This is a genomic window from Leclercia sp. Marseille-Q4284 (assembly GCF_916618945.1).
Taxonomy (GTDB): domain Bacteria; phylum Pseudomonadota; class Gammaproteobacteria; order Enterobacterales; family Enterobacteriaceae; genus Enterobacter; species Enterobacter tamurae.
In genome coordinates, this window is record NZ_CAKAKG010000001.1 from 252,858 (window position 1) to 276,122 (window position 23,265).

Sequence of the window (23,265 nt, forward strand, 5' to 3'; positions counted from 1 at the left end):
ATGCGTCCGTTGCTACGTCTTGGGAGAAGAGTGCGCCGTCCGAAGACGGCGCGGGAGGAATTAAGCGAACAGCGAGAAGAAGATAGCGGAGATAGCAATCAGACCCATAATCACAACGAAGACGTTGCTGATCTGGCCGCTGTATTTACGCATCGCTGGCACTTTCTGAATCGCGTACATCGGCATCAGGAACAGGATCATCGCGATAATCGGGCCGCCCAGGGTTTCGATCATCCCAAGGATGCTCGGGTTCATGGTGGCAACCGCCCAGGTGGTCAGCAGCATGAACAGCGCAGTGATCTTATTCAGCTTGTTGATTTCAATGCTCTTGCCTTTACCGCGCAGCGATTTAATCACCATGCCGTTAAAGCCTTCACGTGCGCCCAGGTAGTGGCCGAGGAAGGATTTGGTAATCGCGATAATGGCGATGATTGGCGCCATCCAGGCAATGACCGGGGCGTTAAAGTGGTTCGCCAGGTAAGAGAGGATAGAGATGTTCTGCTCTTTCGCTGCCGCCAGATCCGCTGGCGCGAGGCTCAGTACGCAGCTGAAGACGAAGAACATTACGGTCAGCACCATCATGACGTGAGCGCGAGCCAGGATGCTGGAACACTTCTTCTCGGCACCCTGACCGTACTCTTCACGCTTCGCCACGGCGAAGGAGGAGATAATCGGGGAGTGGTTGAAGGAGAAGACCATGACCGGAATGGCCAGCCACAGGGTCATCCACAGGCCGTTGCCGGTAGCAGATGCGCTGCTCAGGGAGAGGGTTTCCAGCGCCGCACCGTTCCACTGTGGGATCAGGTAGCAGGCCAGCACCATCAGAGCGATAACGAACGGGAACACCAGCACGCTCATCGCCTTCACAATCATCTGCTCACCGAAGCGCACGATGGTCATCATGCCGACGATCAGGATCAGCGACAGAATGGCGCGCGGCGGCGGGGTCATGCCCAGCTGATGAGTCATGAAGCTGTCCACGGTGTTGGTGATAGCCACGCTATAAACCAACAGGATTGGGTAGATCGCAAAGAAGTAGAGCAGGGTAATCAGTTTACCAGCGCCAATACCGAAATGTTCTTCAACAACTTCGGTGATGTCTTCGCCCGGGTTTTTACCAGAAAGCACAAAACGGGTCAGGCCGCGGTGTGCAAAGTAGGTCATCGGGAAGGCAATGATCGCCATGATGATCAGCGGAATTAAGCCGCCCACACCTGCGTTAATAGGAAGGAAAAGAACACCAGCGCCGATTGCTGTGCCGTACAGGCCAAGCATCCACATGGTATCTGTTTTACGCCATCCACTTCGGGTTTCAATCGAAGCAACGGTGCTGGTTTGAGTGGTTTCCATCTGTGTCTCCAGGAGTAGCTAATGTCAGGTTTCTGGTCAAATTCAGTGCAAAAAGGGCTAATCGTAATATGAAATTCGCTCAGTGACGGTTTTTATATAATTTTTCTCCGTAACTATCGGCGGGCGGAAAGATACATTTTAGTAATGGATCTATCAGTGATCCCGATCTCAAATGCGATAATCCACTTATGATGTGGGTATCTTTAGACCATTTATCTGCTAATAAAACAGCATGACGAATTTCTGGGCGCGAAGGCTACCATTAACGATATGTGGCGAGATAGATCCCCCAGTAAGATAGGAGCCTTACGCTGTAAAAGTGTCGGTTTAGAGGATTTTTTCGTGCTTTATGGCATTTGCGGCTGATAAATCACGCTCTGGCCAGGAACGTAATCGTTTGCGTTGCGTTATGAAATAGCAAAAAGATAAGTAATAGTGATATTGCAGGCCAGGCCATGTCGCTGAAGGCAATAAAAAAGCCGGGAGGCGAAAGGCCATTCCCGGCGGGATAGGGGGCCCGGCATGCGCGCCGGGCAAGGCGTTACGCTGAGATCTCGTAACAGGGGATATAGGCAGAGCCTGGAAGCTTCATACGGTGCTGGGCGACGAAGCCCTGCAGCAGATCGTCCATGCGGCGCATCATGTCGCGGTCGCCATGAATTTTATACGGCCCAAACTCTTCGATGGCCTGGATACCCACCTCCTTCACGTTACCCGCCACGATGCCCGAGAAGGCGCGACGCAGATCGGCGGCCAGCACTTCAACCGGCTGATCGGGATAGAGTTTCAGGTTGGCCATGTTTTCATGCGACGGCTCAAACGGGATCTGCAGATCCGGCGAAATGCGGATCGACCAGTTAAAGCTGTAGGCATCCCCGGTATCGCGACGGTTCTCTTTCACCAGCGGCATCGCCTTTTTCATCAGGCGCGCCACTTCGGCGGCGTCATCGATGATGATGCGATAGTGACGGCGAGCCGCCTCGCCCAGGGTATGGACGATGAACTCATCCAGCACGCGGAAGTAGTCTGCACTCTCTTTCGGCCCGGTCAGGATCAGCGGCAGGACCTGGTCCTGGTTAGCCGGATGCATCAGAATGCCCAGCAGATAGAGCAGCTCTTCTGCCGTTCCCACGCCGCCCGGGAAGATGATGATCCCGTGCGCGATACGGACAAACGCCTCAAGACGTTTCTCGATGTCCGGCATGATGATCAGTTCGTTGACCAGCGGATTCGGCGGCTCAGCGGCAATAATCGACGGCTCGGTCATGCCGATAAAACGGCCCTCTTTGTAGCGCTGCTGGGCATGCCCCACCGCGGCGCCCTTCATCGGCGCTTCCATCGCCCCCGGACCGCAGCCGGTGCAGATGTTCAGCTCGCGCAGCCCCAGCTGGGTGCCGACACGACGGGCGTAGAGGTATTCGGTTTCGTTAATGGAGTGACCCCCCCAGCACACCACCATGCTCGGGGCTTCGCCCACGTGCAGGGCACGGGCGTTACGCAGAATGGAGAACACCAGGTTGGTGATATGGGCCGAGCTTTCGAGGTTCAGATGCTGGAAACGACCGGCGTTACTGATCTGGCCATTCACAAACAGGATATCGCGCAGGACGGCAAACAGGTTGGCCTGCAGCGCGCGAATGATGCGCCCGTCAACAAAGGCATCTTCCGGCGGGTTAATCAGCTCAAGCTTCACGCCACGTTCACGGCGCAGAACGTTAATATCAAAGCTTTCAAAGCGGGACAGCAACTCTTTGCTGTTGTCGGTCAGGCTACCGGAGTTCAGAACGGCAAGTGAACAGTTGCGAAACAGTTGATAAAGATCGCTGCTGGCCGTGCTCTTGAGCATGTCCACTTCCAGCTGCGACAACATATCCATTGAGCCAAGCGGGCTTATATGTGTAATCAAGTGAGCTCCTTACGGGACGTTTATCGTCTTTCCCTGCTGATTACAATAGCCCTGGCTTATGACCTTTCACAACCCAAAGCGCGGAACGGACCGCGCATATTGTGAATTTATTTATCTTACTGACGGACTAAACGACCGATCGCCGGAACAAAATCGGTGTTGCTGCGCCACGGATTGATATCCAGCCCACCACGGCGGGTATAGCGGGCGTAGACGCTCAGCGCTTCTGGCTGGCAGAAGTGGAGAATGTCGTTGAAGATGCGCTCCACGCACTGCTCATGAAACTCATTGTGGTTACGGAAGGAGACCAGGTAGCGCAGGAGCTTCTCACGATCGATTTTAGCGCCGCGATACTGGATCTGAACCGAACCCCAGTCAGGCTGGTGAGTGATAAGGCAGTTGGATTTCAGCAGGTGGCTGACCAGCGTTTCTTTCACCACGTTGCCGCTGGCACTATTTTCCAGCCAGGCGGTATCAAACTGGTAGGTGTCGATCTCAATATCCTGCTCGTCAATGCAGGTCCCGTGGAAGTGGGCGATTGGCTGACCTTCCAGCTCGTCGATGCGGTAGAGGGCGACGGTCACTTTCCCCTGCGCGCAGGCGCTTAAGTCACGTTCCAGCGTGCGCTGCACCGCGTCCCAGCTGTCAAAGCGGGTCTGATTGAAGCTGTTGAGGTAGAGCTTAAAGCTTTTGGACTCCACCAGGTTGACGCTGGTGTAATCCAGCTCAACGTGACCCACCGCCACCTGGGGTAAACCCCGGGCGTTGAGCCAGGAGAGCTCATACAGCGTCCAGATATCGCCGCCGTGGAAGGGCAGGTTATCGGCTTTCAGCCCGAGTGGATCGCGGTTAAGACTGCGCGGCACGCCCTGTAACAGGCTGGCGTCGTAGATATCGCGGTAGGCGGTGGTTTTGCCCAGGGTTAAGCCCGATAAGGCATCATGATTTTCGTAAGACATGTTTCATTGTCACTTTGCAGGTAAACTATGCGACTGAGTGTATCCTGGCTTATATGAAGAGAGAAACCGGTGGATAAAGAGACTGCAGCGGCCTTAACCGCGTTTACGGCACGTTACTGTGACGCCTGGCATGAACAGAACGCGTCATGGCCTCAAAGCGAGGCGCTGTATGGCGTCCCCTCGCCCTGTATTATCACCTCTTCCGGGGATACCGTGACCTGGCAGCCCCAGCCGTTTACCGCTGAGCAGAATGTAAATGCCATTGAACGCGCCATGGACATTGTGGTACAACCTGCGGTCCACGCGTTCTATACCACACAGTTTGCCGGGGATATGTGCGCTCGCTTTGATAACGAGATGCTGACTCTGCTGCAAACCTGGAGTGAAGACGATCTGCAGCGCGTGCAGGAGAACCTGATTGGGCACCTTGTGACCCAGAAGCGCCTGAAGCTATCGCCAACGCTCTTCATCGCCACGCTGGACAGCGAAATGGATATCCTCTCTGTCTGCAACCTTACGGGGAACGTGGTAAAAGAGACGCTGGGCACGCAAAAACGCCAGATCCTGGCCGCTTCCCTTACGGATTTCCTCAATAATCTTCATCCCGTCGTGTAATCCTTCGTACTACAGCGTGTGTGAGAGATCTCTTACAAAGCTTGTAAGAGATCACCGTAACATCGCACGCACTCAACCTGATATTCTTTCAATAAATCCATTTATTATCAGCATTTTGAATGCGTTCTTGATAGTAATAAGTTGCAACAACTCTTTAATTTGACTTACGCAGTGCCTTGTAAGACGAAGCGGAATAGGGGATTCTATGCCCGTCGACAGGATGCCGACACGAGAAGCGAACATCAGGATGATGGCGTTTCTTAACTCAGGACACGTCAGGAAGGCGTTACAAGGAAGGCTTCAGGAAGAAGCAAAAGGATAACGCAGGATGCGTGAAGGACACCTCCAGGAAGGAGAATGAGAGCCGGTACGGATGTCCGGTGGGTCAGGAAGACCAGGACGTTTCAGGATGAAACAGTCACATCAGGATGATGTGCGCAAGATGCAGCGGTCGAGGGAAGACCAGACCTCCGGGTCAGAGGAAAAGTTGTCACGGATGAGCAGGGAGCACTAAAAGTAGCTGGATTGCTGCGAAACGAACCGGGAGCACTGTTTTTACAGTGCTCCCTTTTTTTATTTCTGCGTGGTCTTTGCTATGCTGCCCGCCGTTCAGATTTTCAGTTGAGGTTTTCATGACGCATCACGACCACGTGCGCGCGCAGCTGCACGCCATCGAAGCTTTATTGCGCGATCATCAACTGTGGCAGGAGACGGCGCCGCAGCCTGACGCGTTTGAGAGCACGCAACCTTTCTGCATGGATACCCTGGAGCCGTTTGAGTGGCTGCAATGGGTGCTCATTCCTCGCATGCATGCCCTGATTGAGGGCGGACATCCGCTGCCACAAAACTTTGCCGTCGCCCCCTACTATGAAATGGCGCTCGACGCTGCTCATCCGTCACGGGAGGAAGTACTGGCGGCACTGCTGGCGCTGGACACCCTCTTTGGCGACGAAGCATGATTGAGATCCTCTATCAGGATGAGTGGCTGGTGGCGGTCAATAAGCCCTCCGGCTGGCTGGTGCACCGGAGCTGGCTGGATCGCGATGAAAAAGTGGTGGTGATGCAGACCGTGCGTGACCAGATTGGTCTGCATGTTTTTACCGTCCACCGCCTCGACAGACCCACTTCCGGCGTATTGTTGATGGGCCTCTCCAGCGAGGCCGGACGACGTCTGTCGCAGCAGTTCGAGCAGCATCAGATCCAGAAACGTTACCATGCGATTGTCCGGGGCTGGCTGACCGACGCCGCGACGCTCGATTATCCGCTGATCGAAGAGCTGGATAAAATCGCCGACAAATATGCCCGGGATGATAAAGAGCCGCAGCCTGCGGTAACCGACTATCGCGGTCTGGCGACTGTCGAAATGCCTGTCGCCACCAGCAAATTTCCGACCACACGCTACAGCCTGGTCGAGCTGGAGCCGAAAACCGGGCGTAAACACCAGCTGCGACGCCACCTTACCCATCTGCGTCATCCGATCATCGGTGACAGCAAGCATGGCGATCTGAAACAGAACCGCAGCGCCGCCGAACACTTTGGCTGTAACCGACTGATGCTGCACGCCAGCCAGCTGAACCTGGTGCATCCGTTTACCGGTGAGCCGCTGACCATCCGGGCCGGGCTTGATCCGGTGTGGATGCAGGCGCTGTCACACTTTGGCTGGCGCGGGCAACTCCCCGAAAATGAAAGGGTTGAGTTTGAACCCGCCAACGTTCAGGATGAACGTTAATTGCATTCATTGAGGGAGTAAACCATGGCTGTAGTCGGAATTTTTGTCGGTACGATGTACGGCAATTCGCTGCTGGTGGCCGAAGAAGCCGAAGCAATTCTCGCGGGAATGGGCCACAAAGCCACGGTGTATGAAGATCCCGAACTGGCCGACTGGGAAAAATACCGGGGCCAATATGCGCTGGTGGTCACCTCGACAACCGGGCAGGGCGATCTGCCGGACAGTATCGTCCCGCTGTACCAGGGCATTAAAGATAAGCTGGGTTATCAGCCGGAGATGCGCTACGGCATCATCGCGCTGGGTGACAGCACCTACACCAGTTTCTGCGGTGGCGGCAAAAAGTTCGACGCCCTGTTACAGGAGCAGAGCGCTCAGCGCGTGGGTGAGATGCTGATGATCGATGCCTCTGAGCACCCTGAACCGGAAAGCGAATCCAATCCCTGGGTTGAGCACTGGGGCACGCTTCTCGGCTAAATGCTTTCCCTCCCGGCCGCGGGAGGGCATTCCACCGCGTCAAGCGACCTGATTCACACTCTTCTCTTTCTCTTCTGTTGTTTTCTCACTCAGCCACGTTTCCGTGAACTACCTTCCATTGAGTTAGGCTTATGCCATAAACAACCTCAAACCCTCCCGCCAATGTTGTGTTGTTGCACGGTGAGAGGGGCCTGGATCCTTTCTTATACTTTTTCCGCCAGTTAATAAAAATGCAGTCAGTAAGGCAAAAGACCTCAACGTTTGAACTGCAAAAAACACATACACGTCATTCTGATACCCTACCGGTTGAGCTGTTCAGAATGAACGTAGCGATAAAAGCTATGATTCAGGAGTGCAAGAATGAGTTCATTAAGCCAGGCGGCGAGCAGCGCTGAAAAGCGCACCAACGCTCGCTATTGGATAGTGGTGATGCTGTTTATCGTCACATCCTTTAACTATGGCGACCGCGCCACGCTGTCGATTGCCGGTTCTGAAATGGCAAAAGATATCGGTCTGGATCCGGTCGGAATGGGTTACGTTTTCTCAGCATTTTCATGGGCCTATGTTATCGGCCAAATCCCGGGCGGTTGGTTGCTTGACCGATTCGGTTCAAAACGCGTCTACTTCTGGTCCATTTTTATCTGGTCCCTGTTCACCCTGTTACAGGGCTTTGTCGATGTCTTTAACGGCTTTGGCATTATTGTCGCGCTCTTTACCCTGCGCTTCCTCGTCGGCCTTGCCGAAGCACCCTCCTTCCCGGGCAATAGCCGCATAGTGGCAGCCTGGTTCCCGGCGCAGGAGAGGGGAACGGCGGTATCCATTTTTAACTCCGCGCAATACTTCGCTACCGTGATCTTCGCCCCGATCATGGGCTGGCTGACTCACGAAGTGGGCTGGTCACACGTGTTCTTCTTCATGGGCGGTCTGGGTATCATCATCAGCTTTGTGTGGCTGAAAGTGATCCACGAGCCAAACCAGCATCCGGGGGTAAACCAGAAAGAGCTGGATTACATCGCCGCGGGCGGGGCGCTGATCAACATGGATCAGGCGAAAAGCAAAGAGAAAGTGCCGTTCAGCCACAAGTGGGGTCAGATCAAACAGCTGGTGGGCACCCGCATGATGGTGGGGATCTACCTCGGCCAGTACTGTATCAACGCCTTAACCTACTTCTTTATCACCTGGTTCCCGGTCTATCTGGTGCAGGCACGCGGCATGTCGATTCTGAAAGCCGGGTTTGTGGCCTCTGTTCCGGCAATCTGCGGCTTTATCGGCGGCGTGCTGGGCGGGGTGATTTCCGACTGGCTGATGCGTCGTACCGGTTCCCTGAATATTGCCCGTAAAACGCCGATCGTGCTGGGTATGCTGCTCTCCATGTCGATGGTGTTCTGTAACTACGTTGACGCCGAGTGGATGATTATCGGCTTTATGGCGATGGCCTTCTTCGGGAAAGGGATTGGGGCGCTGGGCTGGGCGGTGATGGCCGATACCGCACCGAAAGAGATCAGCGGTCTGAGCGGTGGTCTGTTCAATATGTTCGGCAACATCTCCGGGATCGTCACCCCGATTGCCATCGGTTACATCGTCGGCACCACCGGGTCGTTCAACGGGGCGTTAATCTACGTAGGGATTCACGCTCTGGTGGCGGTACTGAGCTACCTGGTGCTGGTGGGTGATATCAAACGTATCGAACTGAAACCTGTCGGGGAGCGTTTATCATGAGTATGCAATCCAGCCCTGTCGTGACTGAAATGAAGGTTATCCCGGTTGCCGGTCAGGACAGCATGCTGCTGAACATCGGCGGCGCGCATAACGCCTGGTTTACCCGCAATATTGTGGTGCTGACCGATAACGCCGGGAATACCGGCGTTGGGGAAGCCCCCGGCGGCGAAGTGATCTATCAAACCCTGGTGGATGCCATTCCGCAGGTGGTGGGTCAGGAGGTGGCGCGGCTGAACAAAGTGGTCCAGCGCGTGCACAAGGGCAACCAGTCCGCCGATTTCGATACCTTCGGCAAAGGTGCCTGGACATTTGAACTGCGGGTCAATGCGGTAGCGGCGCTGGAAGCGGCGCTGCTGGATCTGCTCGGCAAAGCGCTGAACGTGCCGGTGTGCGAACTGCTCGGTCCGGGCAAGCAGCGCGATGCGGTCACGGTGCTGGGCTATCTCTTCTACCTGGGCGATCGCACGAAAACCGACCTGCCGTATCTGGAGCAATCCCCTGGCAGCCACGACTGGTATCACCTGCGCCATCAGGAGGCGCTCTCCAGCGAGGCGGTGGTGCGTCTGGCGGAAGCGGCCCAGGATCGCTACGGCTTTAAGGATTTCAAACTGAAAGGCGGCGTACTGCCGGGTGAACAGGAGATCGACAGCGCCCGCGCCCTGAAGAAACGCTTCCCGGACGCGCGCATTACCGTCGATCCCAACGGCGCCTGGCTGCTGGATGAAGCTATCGCCCTGTGCAAAGGCCTGGGGGATGTCCTGACCTACGCCGAAGATCCCTGCGGTGCTGAACAGGGCTTCTCCGGCCGTGAGGTGATGGCGGAGTTCCGCCGCGCCACCGGCCTGCCGGTGGCTACCAACATGATCGCCACCAACTGGCGCGAAATGGGTCACGCGGTGATGCTGAACGCGGTAGATATCCCGCTGGCGGACCCGCACTTCTGGACTCTCTCTGGCGCGGTGCGCGTGGCGCAGCTGTGCGACGACTGGGGCTTAACCTGGGGTTGCCACTCTAACAACCACTTCGATATCTCGCTGGCGATGTTCACCCATGTTGGTGCCGCGGCACCGGGTACGCCAACGGCTATCGACACTCACTGGATCTGGCAGGAGGGCGAAGCGCGCCTGACCAAAAATCCACTGGAAATTAAACACGGCAAGATTGCCGTACCGGATGCACCGGGGCTTGGCGTGGAGCTTGACTGGGATCAGATCCACAAAGCCCATGAAGCCTATAAGAAACTGCCCGGCGGCGCGCGTAATGACGCAGGCCCGATGCAGTATCTTATTCCCGGCTGGACATTTGACCGCAAACGCCCGGCGTTCGGTCGCCACTGATTAAAGGATTGAATTATGAGCACATTTACTACGCCTGTTGTCACTTCCATGCAGATCATCCCGGTTGCCGGCCATGACAGCATGCTGATGAACCTGAGTGGGGCCCACGCCCCGTTCTTCACCCGTAATATTGTGATTATCAAAGACAACTCCGGCCATACCGGCGTGGGTGAAATCCCGGGCGGAGAGAAGATCCGCAAAACCCTGGAAGATGCAATCCCGCTGGTAGTGGGCCAGACGCTGGGCGCGTACAAAAACATCCTTAATGCCGTACGTAACGAATTTGCCGACCGCGATGCGAGCGGCCGCGGGCTGCAAACCTTCGACCTGCGTACCACCATTCACGTGGTGACCGGTATCGAAGCCGCAATGCTCGACCTGCTGGGTCAGCATCTGGGCGTCAACGTCGCCTCCCTGCTGGGTGACGGGCAGCAGCGTACGGAAGTGGAGATGCTGGGCTACCTGTTCTTCGTCGGCAACCGCAAGCTGACCCCGCTGCCGTACCAGAGCCAGCCGGATGAGCAGTGCGACTGGTATCGTCTGCGCCACGAAGAGGCGATGACCCCGGATGCGGTTGTGCGTCTGGCGGAAGCGGCCTATGAGAAGTACGGCTTTAACGATTTTAAACTGAAGGGTGGTGTACTGGCCGGGGAAGAGGAAGCGGAGTCTATTATCGCCCTGGCGAAACGCTTCCCGCAGGCGCGCGTCACTCTCGATCCCAACGGGGCCTGGTCGCTGGAAGAGGCAATCCGCATCGGTAAGCGCCTGAAGGGCGTGCTGGCCTACGCGGAAGATCCGTGCGGCGCCGAGCAGGGCTTCTCTGGCCGTGAAGTGATGGCCGAGTTCCGCCGCGCTACCGGTCTGCCGACCGCCACCAACATGATCGCCACCGACTGGCGTCAGATGGGTCATACTCTCTCCCTGCAGTCGGTCGACATTCCGCTGGCGGACCCACACTTCTGGACCATGCAGGGCTCGGTGCGCGTGGCGCAGATGTGTCACGAGTTCGGCCTGACCTGGGGCTCACACTCCAACAACCACTTCGATATCTCACTGGCGATGTTCACCCATGTGGCCGCGGCCGCGCCGGGCACTATCACCGCGATTGATACCCACTGGATCTGGCAGGAGGGCAACCAGCGCCTGACCAAACAGCCGTTCGAAATTAAGGGCGGTATGGTGCAGGTGCCAACCACGCCGGGTCTGGGCGTTGAGCTGGATATGGATCAGGTGATGAAGGCGCACGAGCTGTACCTCCAGCACGGTCTGGGCGCGCGCGACGACGCGATGGCGATGCAGTACCTGATCCCGGAGTGGACCTTCAACAACAAACGCCCTTGCATGGTGCGTTAAGTCCGGTGCCGGTTCCTGCGGGAGTCGGCATTTTCTCTTGCGTGACGGGTGTATGCTTATGGTAGTCAACATGCGTAAGGACGGCTTATGAAGATTGTTATCGCACCGGACTCTTATAAAGAGAGCCTGAGTGCCCTGGCTGTGGCGACGGCGATAGAGCAGGGATTTTGCGAGATTTTCCCGACGGCAGAGTACGTCAAACTGCCGGTCGCCGATGGCGGTGAAGGCACTGTGGAAGCGATGGTGGCTGCCACTCAGGGAGACATTATTCAGGTGCGGGTAACGGGGCCGCTCGGCGGGCATGTTGACGGTTTTTATGGCCGCTCCGGTGATGGCAAAAGCGCGTTTATCGAGATGGCGGCGGCCAGCGGTCTGGAGCTGGTGCCCCCGGCCCAGCGTAATCCACTGAAAACCACCTCCTGGGGAACCGGGGAGCTGATCCGTCATGCGCTGGATGCGGGCGTGAAACATATCATCATTGGCATTGGCGGCAGCGCCACCAACGATGGCGGGGCAGGGATGGTGCAGGCGCTGGGCGCGAAGCTGCTGGACGAGCAGGGCAACGCCCTGGGTGCCGGTGGCGGTGAGCTGGAGAAACTGGCGCACATCGACATCAGCGGTCTGGATAAACGGCTAGCAGCCTGCCGGATTGAAGTCGCCTGCGACGTCACCAACCCGCTGACCGGGGAAAACGGTGCCAGCGCCGTGTTTGGTCCGCAGAAGGGGGCGACCCCGGAGATGATTACGCGGCTTGATGGCGTGCTGACGCACTATGCGCGGATCATTGCCCGCGATCTGGATGTCGACGTCCTCGGGCTGGCCGGCGGCGGTGCTGCGGGCGGTATGGGGGCGGCGTTATACGCTTTTTGCGGCGCGCAATTGCGCCAGGGCATTGAGATTGTGACCGATGCGCTCAACCTCGACAGCCTGGTGGCCGATGCCGATCTGGTGATCACCGGCGAAGGGCGAATCGACAGCCAGACCATTCATGGCAAAGTCCCGGTGGGAGTAGCGAAAATCGCCAAACGCCACAATAAGCCGGTGATCGGCCTCGCGGGCAGCCTGACGGCGGATGTCGGCGTGGTGCACGATCATGGCATCGATGCGGTATTTAGCGTGATCTACACCATCTGCACGCTGGAGGAGGCGCTGGAAGACGCCGCAGAAAACGTGCGGATGGCGGCAAGGAATATCGCGGCGGTGCTGAAGGTGGGGATGGAGGTGTAACCCCTCACCCTAACCCTCTCCCCAAAGGGGAGAGGGGATCGTCCATGCGCATACTTTTGCTATAAGCCCAGCACTTTCATTGCTTCCCGCGTGACGTTATCCATCTCATCCAGCAGCTCCAGGAACTCCGGTTCCAGCTCGCTTTCCGGTGTCCCTGAACGCAGCTGCTGCTCCAGCAGATGACATAGATTTTTCAGGCGCGGCACCCCACTGTACCCGCAGCTGCCGTGCAGCTTATGGATCGCATCAACGAGGTCTTCCGGGTTTTCACCTACCAGCTGCTCCTCCACCTTATTGCGGATCTCAGGCAGGAAGGCCACCAGCATCTGCAGCATCTCCCGCGCGAGGTCGTTTTTGCCCGCCGCCTGACGCAGCGCTAGCTGCCAGTCGAGGGTGGCATTGTCGTTAACCGTGATGTCGGCGGCTTCCGCAGGGGCGATCCAGCTGCCTGCCGTCGGGCCGGGCTTATAGCGCAGCAGCAGACTGTGCAGCTTCTCTTCTTCAATCGGTTTTGCCAGATAGTCGTTCATCCCGGCGCTTAACAGCTTCTCTTTCTGGCCCGCCATCGCGTGCGCAGTCACGGCGATCACTGGCGTTTGCTGCTGATGGGGGAGCTGGCGGATCAGCTCGCAGGCGCGGATCCCGTCCATGCCGGGCATCTGAATATCCATCATGATCAGGTCAAACTGCATCTGCTTCGCGCGCTCAACGGCCTGCAGGCCGCTCTCGCATAGTTCGACATGCTGAACCTGATCCTCCAGCAGGGCGCCGATCAGCTTCAGGTTGGCCGGGTTATCATCCACCGCCATCACGGTCATCGGCAGCTTGCTCTCATCGACAACGATCGGCGCAGCGGAATGGTTCAGACGGCAGTATTCGGTCAGGGTCGGCAGCAGGCGCGTGGCGGTGAGCGGCTTCAGCAGACAGGCGGCCGCCCCGTCGTGTTTCAGCTCTTCGGCGTTAATCTGCGCATGGCACGGCAGGGCCAGCAGCAGGTAGTCGGTCATCGAGGCCGCTTTCGCCATTCGCTCCTGCTGCATGGTCAGCTCGCCGGTAAAGGTCACCGGGATGCCCATCAGCAGTATGTCGTAGTGCTCAACCGGCAGCGCGGAGAAGGCCGGGCTGTAAACCACCTCCAGCGGGGTGGTGCTTAACACGTCCAGAGTGCTTTGCGCCGCGGCGGCATTGGGCTCCACGTACGCCAGTCGTTTACCCTGCAGACACTCCATCCCCGGCCGGTCGATCAGAACATTCGGGTTCAGGTCGAGGTTGATATGGAACCAGAAGGTCGAGCCGCGGTTAGGCTGGCTGTGGAAGGAGATATCGCCCCCCATCTCGTTCACCAGTTTCTGGGTGATCACCAGCCCCAGGCCGGTGCCGCCATGACGCCGTGAAATACTGGCGTCGGCCTGGCGGAAGGCCTGGAATAGCCGCGACTGATCGCGCTCGGGAATACCAATCCCGGTATCGCGGATCTGCACCTCAATCTGCACCTTGGTATTGCTGATGGCGCGCTTTTCCACCAGCACGTCAATGTTACCGCTCTCGGTGAACTTGATGGCGTTACCCACCAGGTTGGTGATCACCTGCTGCAGGCGCAGCGGATCGCCAATGACGTTATCCGGCACATCATTTTTAATGTTTAGCGTCAGCTCCAGCCCTTTGTCGTGGGAGGAGTGCGCCAGCAGGGTCACCACTTCGTCCAGGGTGCTGCGCAGCGGGAACGGAATGCTCTCCAGAATCAGTTTGCCCGCCTCAAGCTTAGAGAAGTCCAGCACGTCATTGATGATCGCCAGCAGATTGTTGGCCGACCGTTCAATGGTATGCAGGTGGTCGCGCTGGGTCGGGTTGAGCTCGGTCTTCAGGGTCAGGCGGGTAAAGCCAATCACGCCGTTGAGCGGGGTCCGCAGCTCATGGGACATGTTCGCCAGGAACTCCGACTTAATACGCGCCGCCTCCTGGGCACGCTTTTTAGCCAGATCCAGCTCGACGTTCTGGATCTCCATCTGCTCCAGGGTTTCCCGCAGATCGGAGGTGGCCTGATCGACGTTATGCTGCATCTCCTCATGGTAGGCCGCCAGCGACATCGCCATTGAGTTGATTCCGTTTTTGAGCATATCCAGCTCACCAAGCATAAAGCCTTCGACGCGGCTGTCGAGCTGACCCCGGCGGATACGGTCGACGGTATTCACCATGTTGCGGATCGGGCTGGTCACGTCGCGCATCAGACGCCAGCCGAAGATCAGCGCAATGCCGATACAGAACAGCATCATCACCGTGGAGATGAAGATTTCCCGGTACTGCTGCAGCCGCACGGACTTGAGATCCAGCTCCAGCGCCACATATCCCAGCATGTTGTTATTGGGCTTGGCATCCGCTTCGACAGATTCATCCGGTGAATAGCTTTCCGAGATGATCGGCGTGCGCAGGATCATCTTTTCGCCCTGGCGGATCACGCTCAGCCGTGTCGGGAAGGGCATGCCGGCCGGGAGCTTCAGCGTGCCCGGGTCAAGCTGGATATTGGAGGTGACAAACAGGCGATTGTGTTGGTCATACACCGAGATCGCCCGCACAATATCCGAGTGACGGCGGTGCAGGATGCTAATGAGCTGGCCGATAGACTCGCGATTTTGCAGGGTCATGCCGTACTCGCTGGAGACCGCCAGCGGCTCAATAATGCTGGCCCCCGCGTCCTCGAGCTGGCGCTGCAGGTCGTTATAACGGTGCACCACAAAGAAGGTACTCAGCAGTAAACCAATGAGTACGGTAGGGGCGAGGATCAAAATCATCATGCGCGCACGCAGGCTGTAGTTGGTCATGGAGTTCCGTTATGGGACAATTAGAGTCAATATGTTCATTTGAGATAATACCCGGCAATGGCGCAATTCTACTCTGCAAAGCGGCGCGTGACGACGCGTCAGATCATAACTGTTGATGTGACAGACCTCGATCCCTTCGGTCAGGGGGTGGCGCGCCATGATGGTAAAGCCCTGTTTATCCCCGGCCTGCTGCCCGATGAGCGTGCAGAGATCACCCTGACGGAAGAGAAACGCCAGTACGCGCGCGGGCAGGTAAAACGTCGCCTTAACGACAGCCCGCAACGTGAGAAACCGCGTTGCCCGCACTTTGGCGTCTGCGGTGGCTGCCAACAGCAGCATGCCAGCATCGCGTTACAGGAGCGCAGCAAAAGCAATGCCCTGGCGCGCCTGCTGAAGCACGACGTCAACGAGGTGATCGCCGATAAACCCTGGGGCTACCGCCGCCGGGCGCGCCTGAGCCTGAACTACCAGCCGAAAACCGCGCGTCTGGAGATGGGCTTTCGCAAGGCCAACTCCAGCGACATCGTCGACGTCAAACAGTGCCCCATTCTGGTGCCCCCTCTTGAGGCATTGCTGCCAGAAGTGCGCAAATGCCTCTCAGACCTGCAGGGCGTTCGTCACCTGGGCCACGTCGAACTGGTGCTGGCCAACAGCGGCCCGCTGATGGTGCTACGCCATACTGCACCGCTTTCGGCCAAAGATCGCGAAAAACTGGAACGCTTTTCGCATTCCCATGAGCTTGACCTTTATCTCGCCCCGCAAAGCGAGATACTTGAGCAACTGAGCGGTGAAACGCCCTGGTATGATTCAGACGGGCTACGCTTAACGTTCAGTCCGCGCGATTTCATTCAGGTCAATGATGGCGTTAACCAACAGATGGTCGCGACTGCGCTCGACTGGCTGGATATACAGCCGGATGATCGGGTGCTCGATCTGTTCTGCGGGATGGGCAACTTTACCCTGCCGCTGGCAAAACGGGCGCACAGCGTGGTCGGTGTGGAGGGCGTGGCGACGCTGGTGGAGAAAGGGCGCGACAACGCCATTCACAATGGGCTGCAAAACGTGACATTTTTTCACGAGAATCTGGAAGAGGATGTCACTCAGCAGCCCTGGGCGGCGCACGGCTTCGACAAAATCCTGCTGGATCCGGCCCGTGCAGGCGCGCCAGGCGTAATGCAGCATATTATTAAACTCGCCCCTAAACGCGTGGTCTATGTTTCCTGTAATCCGGCGACGCTTGCCCGGGACAGCGAAGCATTATTAGCGGCGGGTTACCAGATTCAGCGTCTGGCAATGCTCGATATGTTCCCGCACACTGGACATCTGGAATCAATGGCGTTGTTTGAACACAACTGATGAGTTTCGGCTTGTCGAATTCGACAGGCAAGGGTCCCTAAAGGAGAGGACAATGGTTGCGGTAAGAAGTGCACATCTCAATAAAGCTGGTGAGTTTGACCCACAAAAATGGATCGCAAGTCTGGGGATTGCCAGCCAGCAGTCGTGTGAACGCTTAACCGAAACCTGGGCTTACTGTCTGCGCACCACCAAGGGGCATCCCGATGCCGAGCTGCTGCTGTGGCGCGGCGTGGAGATGGTGGAAATCCTCTCCATGCTCAGCATGGATATCGACACCCTGCTCGCCGCCATGCTGTTCCCGCTGGCCGACGCCGAGGTGGTCTCCGAAGAGGTGCTGCGCGAAAGCGTCGGTACATCGATCGTCTCGCTGATCCACGGCGTGCGCGACATGGCCGCCATTCGCCAGCTGAAAGCCACCCACACCGATTCCGTCTCTTCCGAACAGGTCGATAACGTTCGCCGTATGCTGCTGGCCATGGTGGATGACTTCCGCTGCGTGGTGATTAAGCTTGCCGAACGCGTCGCCCACCTGCGGGAAGTGAAGGATGCGCCTGAAGATGAGCGTGTGCTGGCGGCGAAAGAGTGCACCAATATCTATGCCCCGCTGGCGAACCGTCTGGGCATCGGGCAACTGAAATGGGAGCTGGAAGATTACTGCTTCCGCTATCTGCACCCGGCGGAATACAAACGTATTGCGAAACTGCTGCACGAACGCCGTATCGACCGGGAACACTACATCGAGGAGTTTGTCGGCGGCTTACGTCAGTCGATGAAAGAAGAGGGCGTGAAGGCTGAGGTCTATGGCCGGCCGAAGCATATCTACAGCATCTGGCGCAAAATGCAGAAGAAGCATCTCGCCTTTGATGAGCTGTTTGATGTGCGCGCCGTGCGTATCGTCGCCGAGCGTCTGCAGGACTGCTACGCCGCGCTGGGGATTGTTCACACCCACTTCCGCCACATGCCGGATGAGTTTGACGACTACGTCGCCAACCCGAAACCGAACGGCTATCAGTCGATCCACACCGTGGTGCTGGGGCCGGGCGGTAAGCCGGTGGAGATCCAGATCCGCACCAAACAGATGCACGAGGAGTCCGAGCTCGGCGTCGCCGCGCACTGGAAGTACAAAGAGGGCACCTCAGGCGGGGCGCGCTCCGGTCACGAAGATCGCATTGCCTGGCTGCGTAAGCTGATTGCGTGGCAGGAGGAGATGGCCGACTCCGGCGAGATGCTCGACGAAGTTCGCAGCCAGGTCTTTGACGACCGGGTCTACGTCTTTACGCCGAAAGGCGACGTGGTTGACCTCCCGGCAGGCTCAACCCCGCTCGACTTCGCCTACCACATCCACAGCGACGTGGGGCACCGCTGCATCGGCGCCAAAATCGGCGGACGCATCGTGCCGTTTACCTATCAGCTGCAGATGGGCGATCAGGTGGACATCATCACCCAGAAGCAGCCGAACCCGAGCCGCGACTGGCTCAACCCGAACCTGGGCTACATCACCACCAGCCGCGGACGCTCCAAGATCCACGCCTGGTTCCGCAAGCAGGATCGTGACAAGAACATCCTTGCCGGCCGTCAGATCCTCGACGACGAGCTGGAGCATCTGGGCATCCACCTGAAAGAGGCGGAGAAGCAGCTGCTGCCGCGCTACAACTTCAACGAGCTGGATGAGTTGCTGGCCGCTATCGGCGGCGGGGATATTCGTCTTAACCAGATGGTGAATTTCCTGCAGGCGCAGTTCAACAAACCGAGCGCGGCTGAGCAGGATGCAGCGGCGCTGAAGCAGCTGCAGCAGAAGAGCTATACCCCACAGCACCGCAGCAAAGAAAAAGACAATGGCCGGGTGGTTGTGGAGGGCGTCGGGAATCTGATGCACCACATTGCCCGCTGCTGCCAGCCGATCCCGGGAGACGAGATCGTCGGCTTCATCACCCAGGGGCGCGGGATCTCTATCCACCGCGCGGACTGCGATCAGCTGGACGATTTACAGTCCCATGCGCCGGAACGAATCGTCGATGCGGTGTGGGGCGAAAGTTACTCCGCGGGCTATTCGCTGGTGGTGCGGGTGTCGGCCAACGATCGCAGCGGCCTGCTGCGCGATATCACCACCATTCTGGCCAACGAAAAGGTGAACGTGCTGGGCGTTGCCAGCCGCAGCGACACCCGTCAGCAGCTCGCCACCATCGATATGACCATCGAAATCTATAACCTGCAGGTGCTGGGCCGGGTGCTCGGCAAGCTGAACCAGGTGCCGGATGTGATAGACGCCCGTCGTCTGCACGGCGGGTAAGATTACCATCTTTTGTAGGCCGGGTAAGGCGCAGCCGCCACCCGGCGTTACCGATTTAACAGGATAAGACATGACCCAAATCGACCGCCTGCTCGGCATTATGCAACGTCTGCGCGATCCGGAAACCGGCTGTCCGTGGGACAAAGAGCAGACTTTCGCCACCATCGCTCCCTACACCCTGGAAGAGACCTACGAGGTGCTGGACGCCATCTCCCGGGAAGATTTTGACGATCTGCGCGGCGAGCTGGGCGACCTGCTGTTTCAGGTGGTGTTCTATGCGCAGATGGCCCAGGAAGAGGGGCGCTTTGATTTCAACGACATCTGCGCCGCCATCAGCGATAAGCTGGAGCGCCGTCATCCGCATATCTTTGGCGATGCCACCGCGGAAAACAGTACCGAGGTGCTGGCCCGCTGGGAGCAAATCAAAAGCGCGGAACGGGCTGAAAAATCCCAGCATTCAGCGCTGGACGACATCCCGTTAAGCCTGCCAGCGCTGATGCGTGCGCACAAGATCCAGAAACGCTGCTCGACGGTGGGGTTTGACTGGACCTCTTTAGGCCCGGTGCTCGACAAAGTGCATGAAGAGATCGACGAAGTGATGCACGAAGCGCAGCAGGCGGTAGTGGACCAGGAGAAGGTGGAAGAGGAGATGGGCGATCTGCTGTTTGCCACCGTCAACCTCTCCCGTCATTTAGGGGTTAAAGCCGAAGTGGCGCTGCAAAAAGCCAACCTCAAATTCGAACGCCGCTTCCGGGAAGTGGAGCGCATTATCGCGGCCCGCGGGCTGGAAATGACCGGCGTGGACCTCGATGCGATGGAAGACGTGTGGCAGGAAGTAAAACGCCAGGAATCTGATCTCTAACGGGTTTTTGCGATCAAGCGCAATTTGTGTGATTTTTTAAATGACAAGCGCTTGATTTGCGTCAAAAACATTTACCCAAAAGGGGCTATTTTCTCACTCCCAATATGAGTCAAAGCCTGAGACAGGAGACGGAGAATGAAAGTTTGTGGCGCTCGCCGTGTTCGGGTATACTACTTTCCCGTCCTGGTTATTCCATCGTTTCACCCTAACTTCTCAGGTTCAGCATGACAACGAACTATATTTTTGTGACCGGCGGGGTTGTATCCTCTCTGGGTAAAGGCATTGCCGCAGCCTCCCTCGCAGCCATTCTTGAAGCCCGTGGCCTCAATGTGACCATGATGAAGCTGGATCCGTACATCAACGTCGATCCAGGTACCATGAGCCCGATCCAACACGGGGAAGTGTTCGTTACTGAAGACGGCGCTGAAACCGATCTGGACCTGGGTCACTACGAGCGCTTCATTCGCACCAAAATGACCCGTCGTAACAACTTCACGACCGGCCGTATCTACTCCGACGTTCTGCGCAAAGAGCGCCGTGGTGACTATCTGGGCGCTACTGTTCAGGTTATCCCGCACATCACCAACGCCATTAAAGAGCGTGTTCTGGCGGGTGGCGAAGGTCACGACGTGGTGCTGGTAGAGATTGGCGGTACCGTTGGTGATATCGAATCCCTGCCGTTCCTGGAAGCGATTCGTCAGCTGGCGGTGGATATTGGTCGTGAACACGCGCTGTTCATGCACCTGACCCTGGTGCCATACATGGCTGCCGCAGGTGAAGTGAAAACCAAGCCGACCCAGCACTCTGTGAAAGAGCTGCTCTCCATCGGTATTCAGCCTGACATTCTGGTTTGCCGCTCCGATCGTGCGGTTCCGGCCAACGAACGTGCGAAAATTGCATTGTTCTGTAACGTGCCAGAAAAAGCTGTTATTTCAATGAAAGATGTCGATTCCATTTATAAAATCCCGGGCCTGTTGAAATCACAGGGCCTCGACGATTATATTTGTAAACGATTCAGCTTGAACTGTCCGGACGCAAACCTGTCAGAATGGGAACAGGTGATTTACGAAGAAGCGAACCCGGCAGGCGAAGTGACTATCGGTATGGTCGGCAAGTACATTGAACTGCCGGACGCCTATAAGTCAGTTATCGAAGCGCTGAAACACGGTGGTCTGAAGAACCGCGTGACCGTCAACATCAAGCTGATTGATTCACAGGATGTTGAAACCCGCGGTGTCGAAATTCTGAAAGATCTGGATGCTATTCTGATCCCTGGCGGCTTCGGCTACCGTGGTGTTGAAGGCAAGATCGCTACCGCACGCTATGCGCGTGAAAACAATATTCCTTACCTCGGCATTTGCCTGGGTATGCAGGTTGCGCTGATTGAATTCGCCCGCAACGTGGTGGGGATGGAAAACGCGAACTCTACGGAATTTGTGCCAGACTGTAAGTACCCTGTTGTGGCGCTTATCACCGAATGGCGCGACGAAGAAGGTAACGTCGAAGTCCGTACCGAGAAGAGCGATCTGGGTGGCACGATGCGTCTGGGTGCACAGGCTTGTCAGCTCTCTGACGACAGCCTGGTTCGCCAGATGTACGGTGCGCCGACAATCACTGAACGCCATCGTCACCGTTATGAAGTCAACAACCTGCTGTTGAAACAGATTGAAGCTGCGGGTCTGCGTATTGCGGGCCGCTCCGGGGATGATCAGTTGGTCGAGATCATCGAAGTGCCGAACCACCCATGGTTCGTCGCCTGTCAGTTCCACCCGGAATTTACTTCTACGCCGCGTGATGGACATCCGCTGTTTGCTGGCTTTGTGAAAGCCGCCAATGAGTTCCAGAAGCGTCAGGCGAAGTAAGAAAAGTTAGAACGGCAGCGCGTACCAAAGGTACGCGTTGTTTGTCTGGAGTTTTAGTTTAACTTGTACTGAGGAAAATCTAATGTCCAAAATCGTTAAAGTCATCGGTCGTGAAATCATCGACTCCCGTGGTAACCCGACTGTTGAAGCCGAAGTACACCTGGAAGGTGGTTTCGTCGGTATGGCAGCTGCGCCGTCAGGTGCTTCTACTGGTTCCCGCGAAGCGCTGGAACTGCGCGATGGCGACAAATCCCGTTTCCTGGGCAAAGGCGTAACCAAAGCTGTTGGCGCGGTTAACGGCCCAATTGCACAGGCAATCCTTGGCAAAGACGCCAAAGACCAGGCTGGCATCGATAAAATCATGATCGATCTGGACGGTACTGAAAACAAATCTAACTTCGGTGCGAACGCAATCCTGGCTGTTTCTCTGGCGAACGCCAAAGCAGCAGCGGCTTCTAAAGGTCAGCCACTGTTCGAACACATCGCTGAACTGAACGGCACTCCAGGCAAATACTCTATGCCAGTTCCGATGATGAACATCATCAACGGCGGCGAGCACGCAGACAACAACGTTGATATTCAGGAATTTATGATTCAGCCAGTTGGCGCGAAATCCCTGAAAGAAGCAGTACGTATGGGTTCTGAAGTGTTCCACAACCTGGCTAAAGTTCTGAAAGCTAAAGGTATGAACACTGCAGTAGGTGACGAAGGTGGTTATGCACCTAACCTGGGCTCCAACGCCGAAGCACTGGCTGTAATCGCTGAAGCGGTTAAAGCAGCAGGCTACGAGCTGGGCACCGACATCACCCTCGCGATGGACTGTGCAGCATCTGAATTCTACAAAGACGGTAAATACGTTCTGGCTGGCGAAGGCAACAAAGCCTTCACCTCTGAAGAGTTCACTCACTTCCTGGAAGACCTGACCAAACAGTACCCAATTGTTTCTATCGAAGACGGTCTGGACGAGTCTGACTGGGATGGTTTCGCATACCAGACCAAAGTTCTGGGCGACAAAATCCAGCTGGTTGGTGACGATCTGTTCGTAACCAACACCAAGATCCTGAAAGAAGGTATCGAGAAAGGCATCGTTAACTCCATCCTGATCAAATTCAACCAGATCGGTTCTCTGACCGAAACTCTGGCTGCGATCAAAATGGCGAAAGACGCTGGCTACACTGCCGTTATCTCTCACCGTTCAGGCGAAACTGAAGACGCTACCATCGCTGACCTGGCTGTTGGTACCGCTGCTGGCCAGATCAAAACCGGTTCTATGAGCCGTTCTGACCGTGTTGCTAAATACAACCAGCTGATTCGTATCGAAGAAGCGCTGGGCGAAAAAGCACCATACAACGGCCGTAAAGAGATCAAAGGTCAGTAATTCTGAGCCTTAATCTTTAGAAAAAACCC

The 23,265-nt window shown here is 56.8% G+C and carries 17 protein-coding genes; 13 read left to right on the forward strand and 4 right to left on the reverse strand.

The genetic code is table 11. From position 1 onward, the window contains the following. Positions 1 to 60 precede the first annotated feature (60 nt). From LG383_RS01220 to queF, 3 genes are all read right to left on the reverse strand, one after another. Complete coding sequence (locus LG383_RS01220; protein ID WP_166183789.1) at positions 61 to 1,350, reverse strand: HAAAP family serine/threonine permease; 1,290 nt, start codon at positions 1,348 to 1,350, stop codon at positions 61 to 63. 541 nt (positions 1,351 to 1,891) lie between these two features. Then, positions 1,892 to 3,256: a nucleotide 5'-monophosphate nucleosidase PpnN gene (ppnN, locus tag LG383_RS01225; protein WP_106994446.1), complete on the reverse strand. Its 1,365-nt coding sequence runs from the start codon at positions 3,254 to 3,256 to the stop codon at positions 1,892 to 1,894. Positions 3,257 to 3,372: 116 nt separating this feature from the next. Beyond that, complete coding sequence (queF, locus tag LG383_RS01230) at positions 3,373 to 4,215, reverse strand: NADPH-dependent 7-cyano-7-deazaguanine reductase QueF (RefSeq protein ID WP_106994447.1); 843 nt, start codon at positions 4,213 to 4,215, stop codon at positions 3,373 to 3,375. A gap of 69 nt (positions 4,216 to 4,284) precedes the next feature. Between queF and syd the strand changes: the two genes are divergently transcribed. From syd to LG383_RS01270, 8 genes are all read left to right on the forward strand, one after another. Continuing rightward, positions 4,285 to 4,830, forward strand: a complete 546-nt coding sequence (gene syd / locus LG383_RS01235) for a SecY-interacting protein (RefSeq protein WP_225758147.1) — start codon at positions 4,285 to 4,287, stop codon at positions 4,828 to 4,830. A 632-nt stretch (positions 4,831 to 5,462) separates the two neighbouring features. Further along, a complete protein-coding gene (locus tag LG383_RS01240) occupies positions 5,463 to 5,789 on the forward strand; it encodes a YqcC family protein (protein WP_106994449.1) in 327 nt (108 codons plus the stop codon). Continuing rightward, a complete protein-coding gene (truC, locus tag LG383_RS01245) occupies positions 5,786 to 6,559 on the forward strand; it encodes a tRNA pseudouridine(65) synthase TruC (RefSeq protein WP_225758148.1) in 774 nt (257 codons plus the stop codon). Before LG383_RS01240 ends, truC begins: the two co-directional genes overlap by 4 nt. A gap of 24 nt (positions 6,560 to 6,583) precedes the next feature. Continuing rightward, a complete protein-coding gene (locus LG383_RS01250) occupies positions 6,584 to 7,033 on the forward strand; it encodes a flavodoxin (protein WP_225758149.1) in 450 nt (149 codons plus the stop codon). A 360-nt stretch (positions 7,034 to 7,393) separates the two neighbouring features. Beyond that, positions 7,394 to 8,752 carry an MFS transporter gene (locus LG383_RS01255; RefSeq protein ID WP_106994452.1) on the forward strand — a complete coding sequence of 453 codons (1,359 nt, stop codon included), beginning with the start codon at positions 7,394 to 7,396 and terminating at the stop codon, positions 8,750 to 8,752. Beyond that, complete coding sequence (locus LG383_RS01260) at positions 8,749 to 10,089, forward strand: glucarate dehydratase family protein (RefSeq protein WP_225758150.1); 1,341 nt, start codon at positions 8,749 to 8,751, stop codon at positions 10,087 to 10,089. Before LG383_RS01255 ends, LG383_RS01260 begins: the two co-directional genes overlap by 4 nt. Positions 10,090 to 10,101: 12 nt before the next feature. Next, entirely contained in the window at positions 10,102 to 11,442 is a 1,341-nt protein-coding gene (gene gudD, locus LG383_RS01265) for a glucarate dehydratase (protein ID WP_181247297.1), read from the forward strand. Positions 11,443 to 11,529: 87 nt separating this feature from the next. Further along, positions 11,530 to 12,669: a glycerate kinase gene (locus LG383_RS01270; protein WP_225758151.1), complete on the forward strand. Its 1,140-nt coding sequence runs from the start codon at positions 11,530 to 11,532 to the stop codon at positions 12,667 to 12,669. A 59-nt stretch (positions 12,670 to 12,728) separates the two neighbouring features. On the opposite strand, the gene barA is transcribed toward LG383_RS01270, so the two are convergent. After that, positions 12,729 to 15,488, reverse strand: coding sequence for a two-component sensor histidine kinase BarA (gene barA / locus LG383_RS01275; RefSeq protein ID WP_225758152.1), 2,760 nt, complete (start codon positions 15,486 to 15,488; stop codon positions 12,729 to 12,731). A gap of 57 nt (positions 15,489 to 15,545) precedes the next feature. On the opposite strand from barA, the gene rlmD reads away from it, so the two are divergent. The 5 genes from rlmD (at position 15,546) to eno (ending at position 23,236) form a co-directional block, all read left to right on the forward strand. Continuing rightward, positions 15,546 to 16,844, forward strand: coding sequence for a 23S rRNA (uracil(1939)-C(5))-methyltransferase RlmD (gene rlmD / locus LG383_RS01280; RefSeq protein ID WP_225758153.1), 1,299 nt, complete (start codon positions 15,546 to 15,548; stop codon positions 16,842 to 16,844). A 52-nt stretch (positions 16,845 to 16,896) separates the two neighbouring features. Next, positions 16,897 to 19,134 carry a GTP diphosphokinase gene (gene relA / locus LG383_RS01285; RefSeq protein WP_166183769.1) on the forward strand — a complete coding sequence of 746 codons (2,238 nt, stop codon included), beginning with the start codon at positions 16,897 to 16,899 and terminating at the stop codon, positions 19,132 to 19,134. Between the two features lie 70 nt (positions 19,135 to 19,204). Then, positions 19,205 to 19,996: a nucleoside triphosphate pyrophosphohydrolase gene (gene mazG, locus LG383_RS01290; RefSeq protein WP_225758154.1), complete on the forward strand. Its 792-nt coding sequence runs from the start codon at positions 19,205 to 19,207 to the stop codon at positions 19,994 to 19,996. Between the two features lie 224 nt (positions 19,997 to 20,220). Next, positions 20,221 to 21,858, forward strand: a complete 1,638-nt coding sequence (gene pyrG, locus LG383_RS01295) for a glutamine hydrolyzing CTP synthase (protein ID WP_106994460.1) — start codon at positions 20,221 to 20,223, stop codon at positions 21,856 to 21,858. Positions 21,859 to 21,940: 82 nt separating this feature from the next. Beyond that, positions 21,941 to 23,236 (forward strand): phosphopyruvate hydratase, encoded by a 1,296-nt coding sequence (gene eno, locus LG383_RS01300; RefSeq protein WP_106994461.1) that lies wholly within the window; start codon positions 21,941 to 21,943, stop codon positions 23,234 to 23,236. The last annotated feature ends 29 nt before the right edge of the window (positions 23,237 to 23,265 follow it).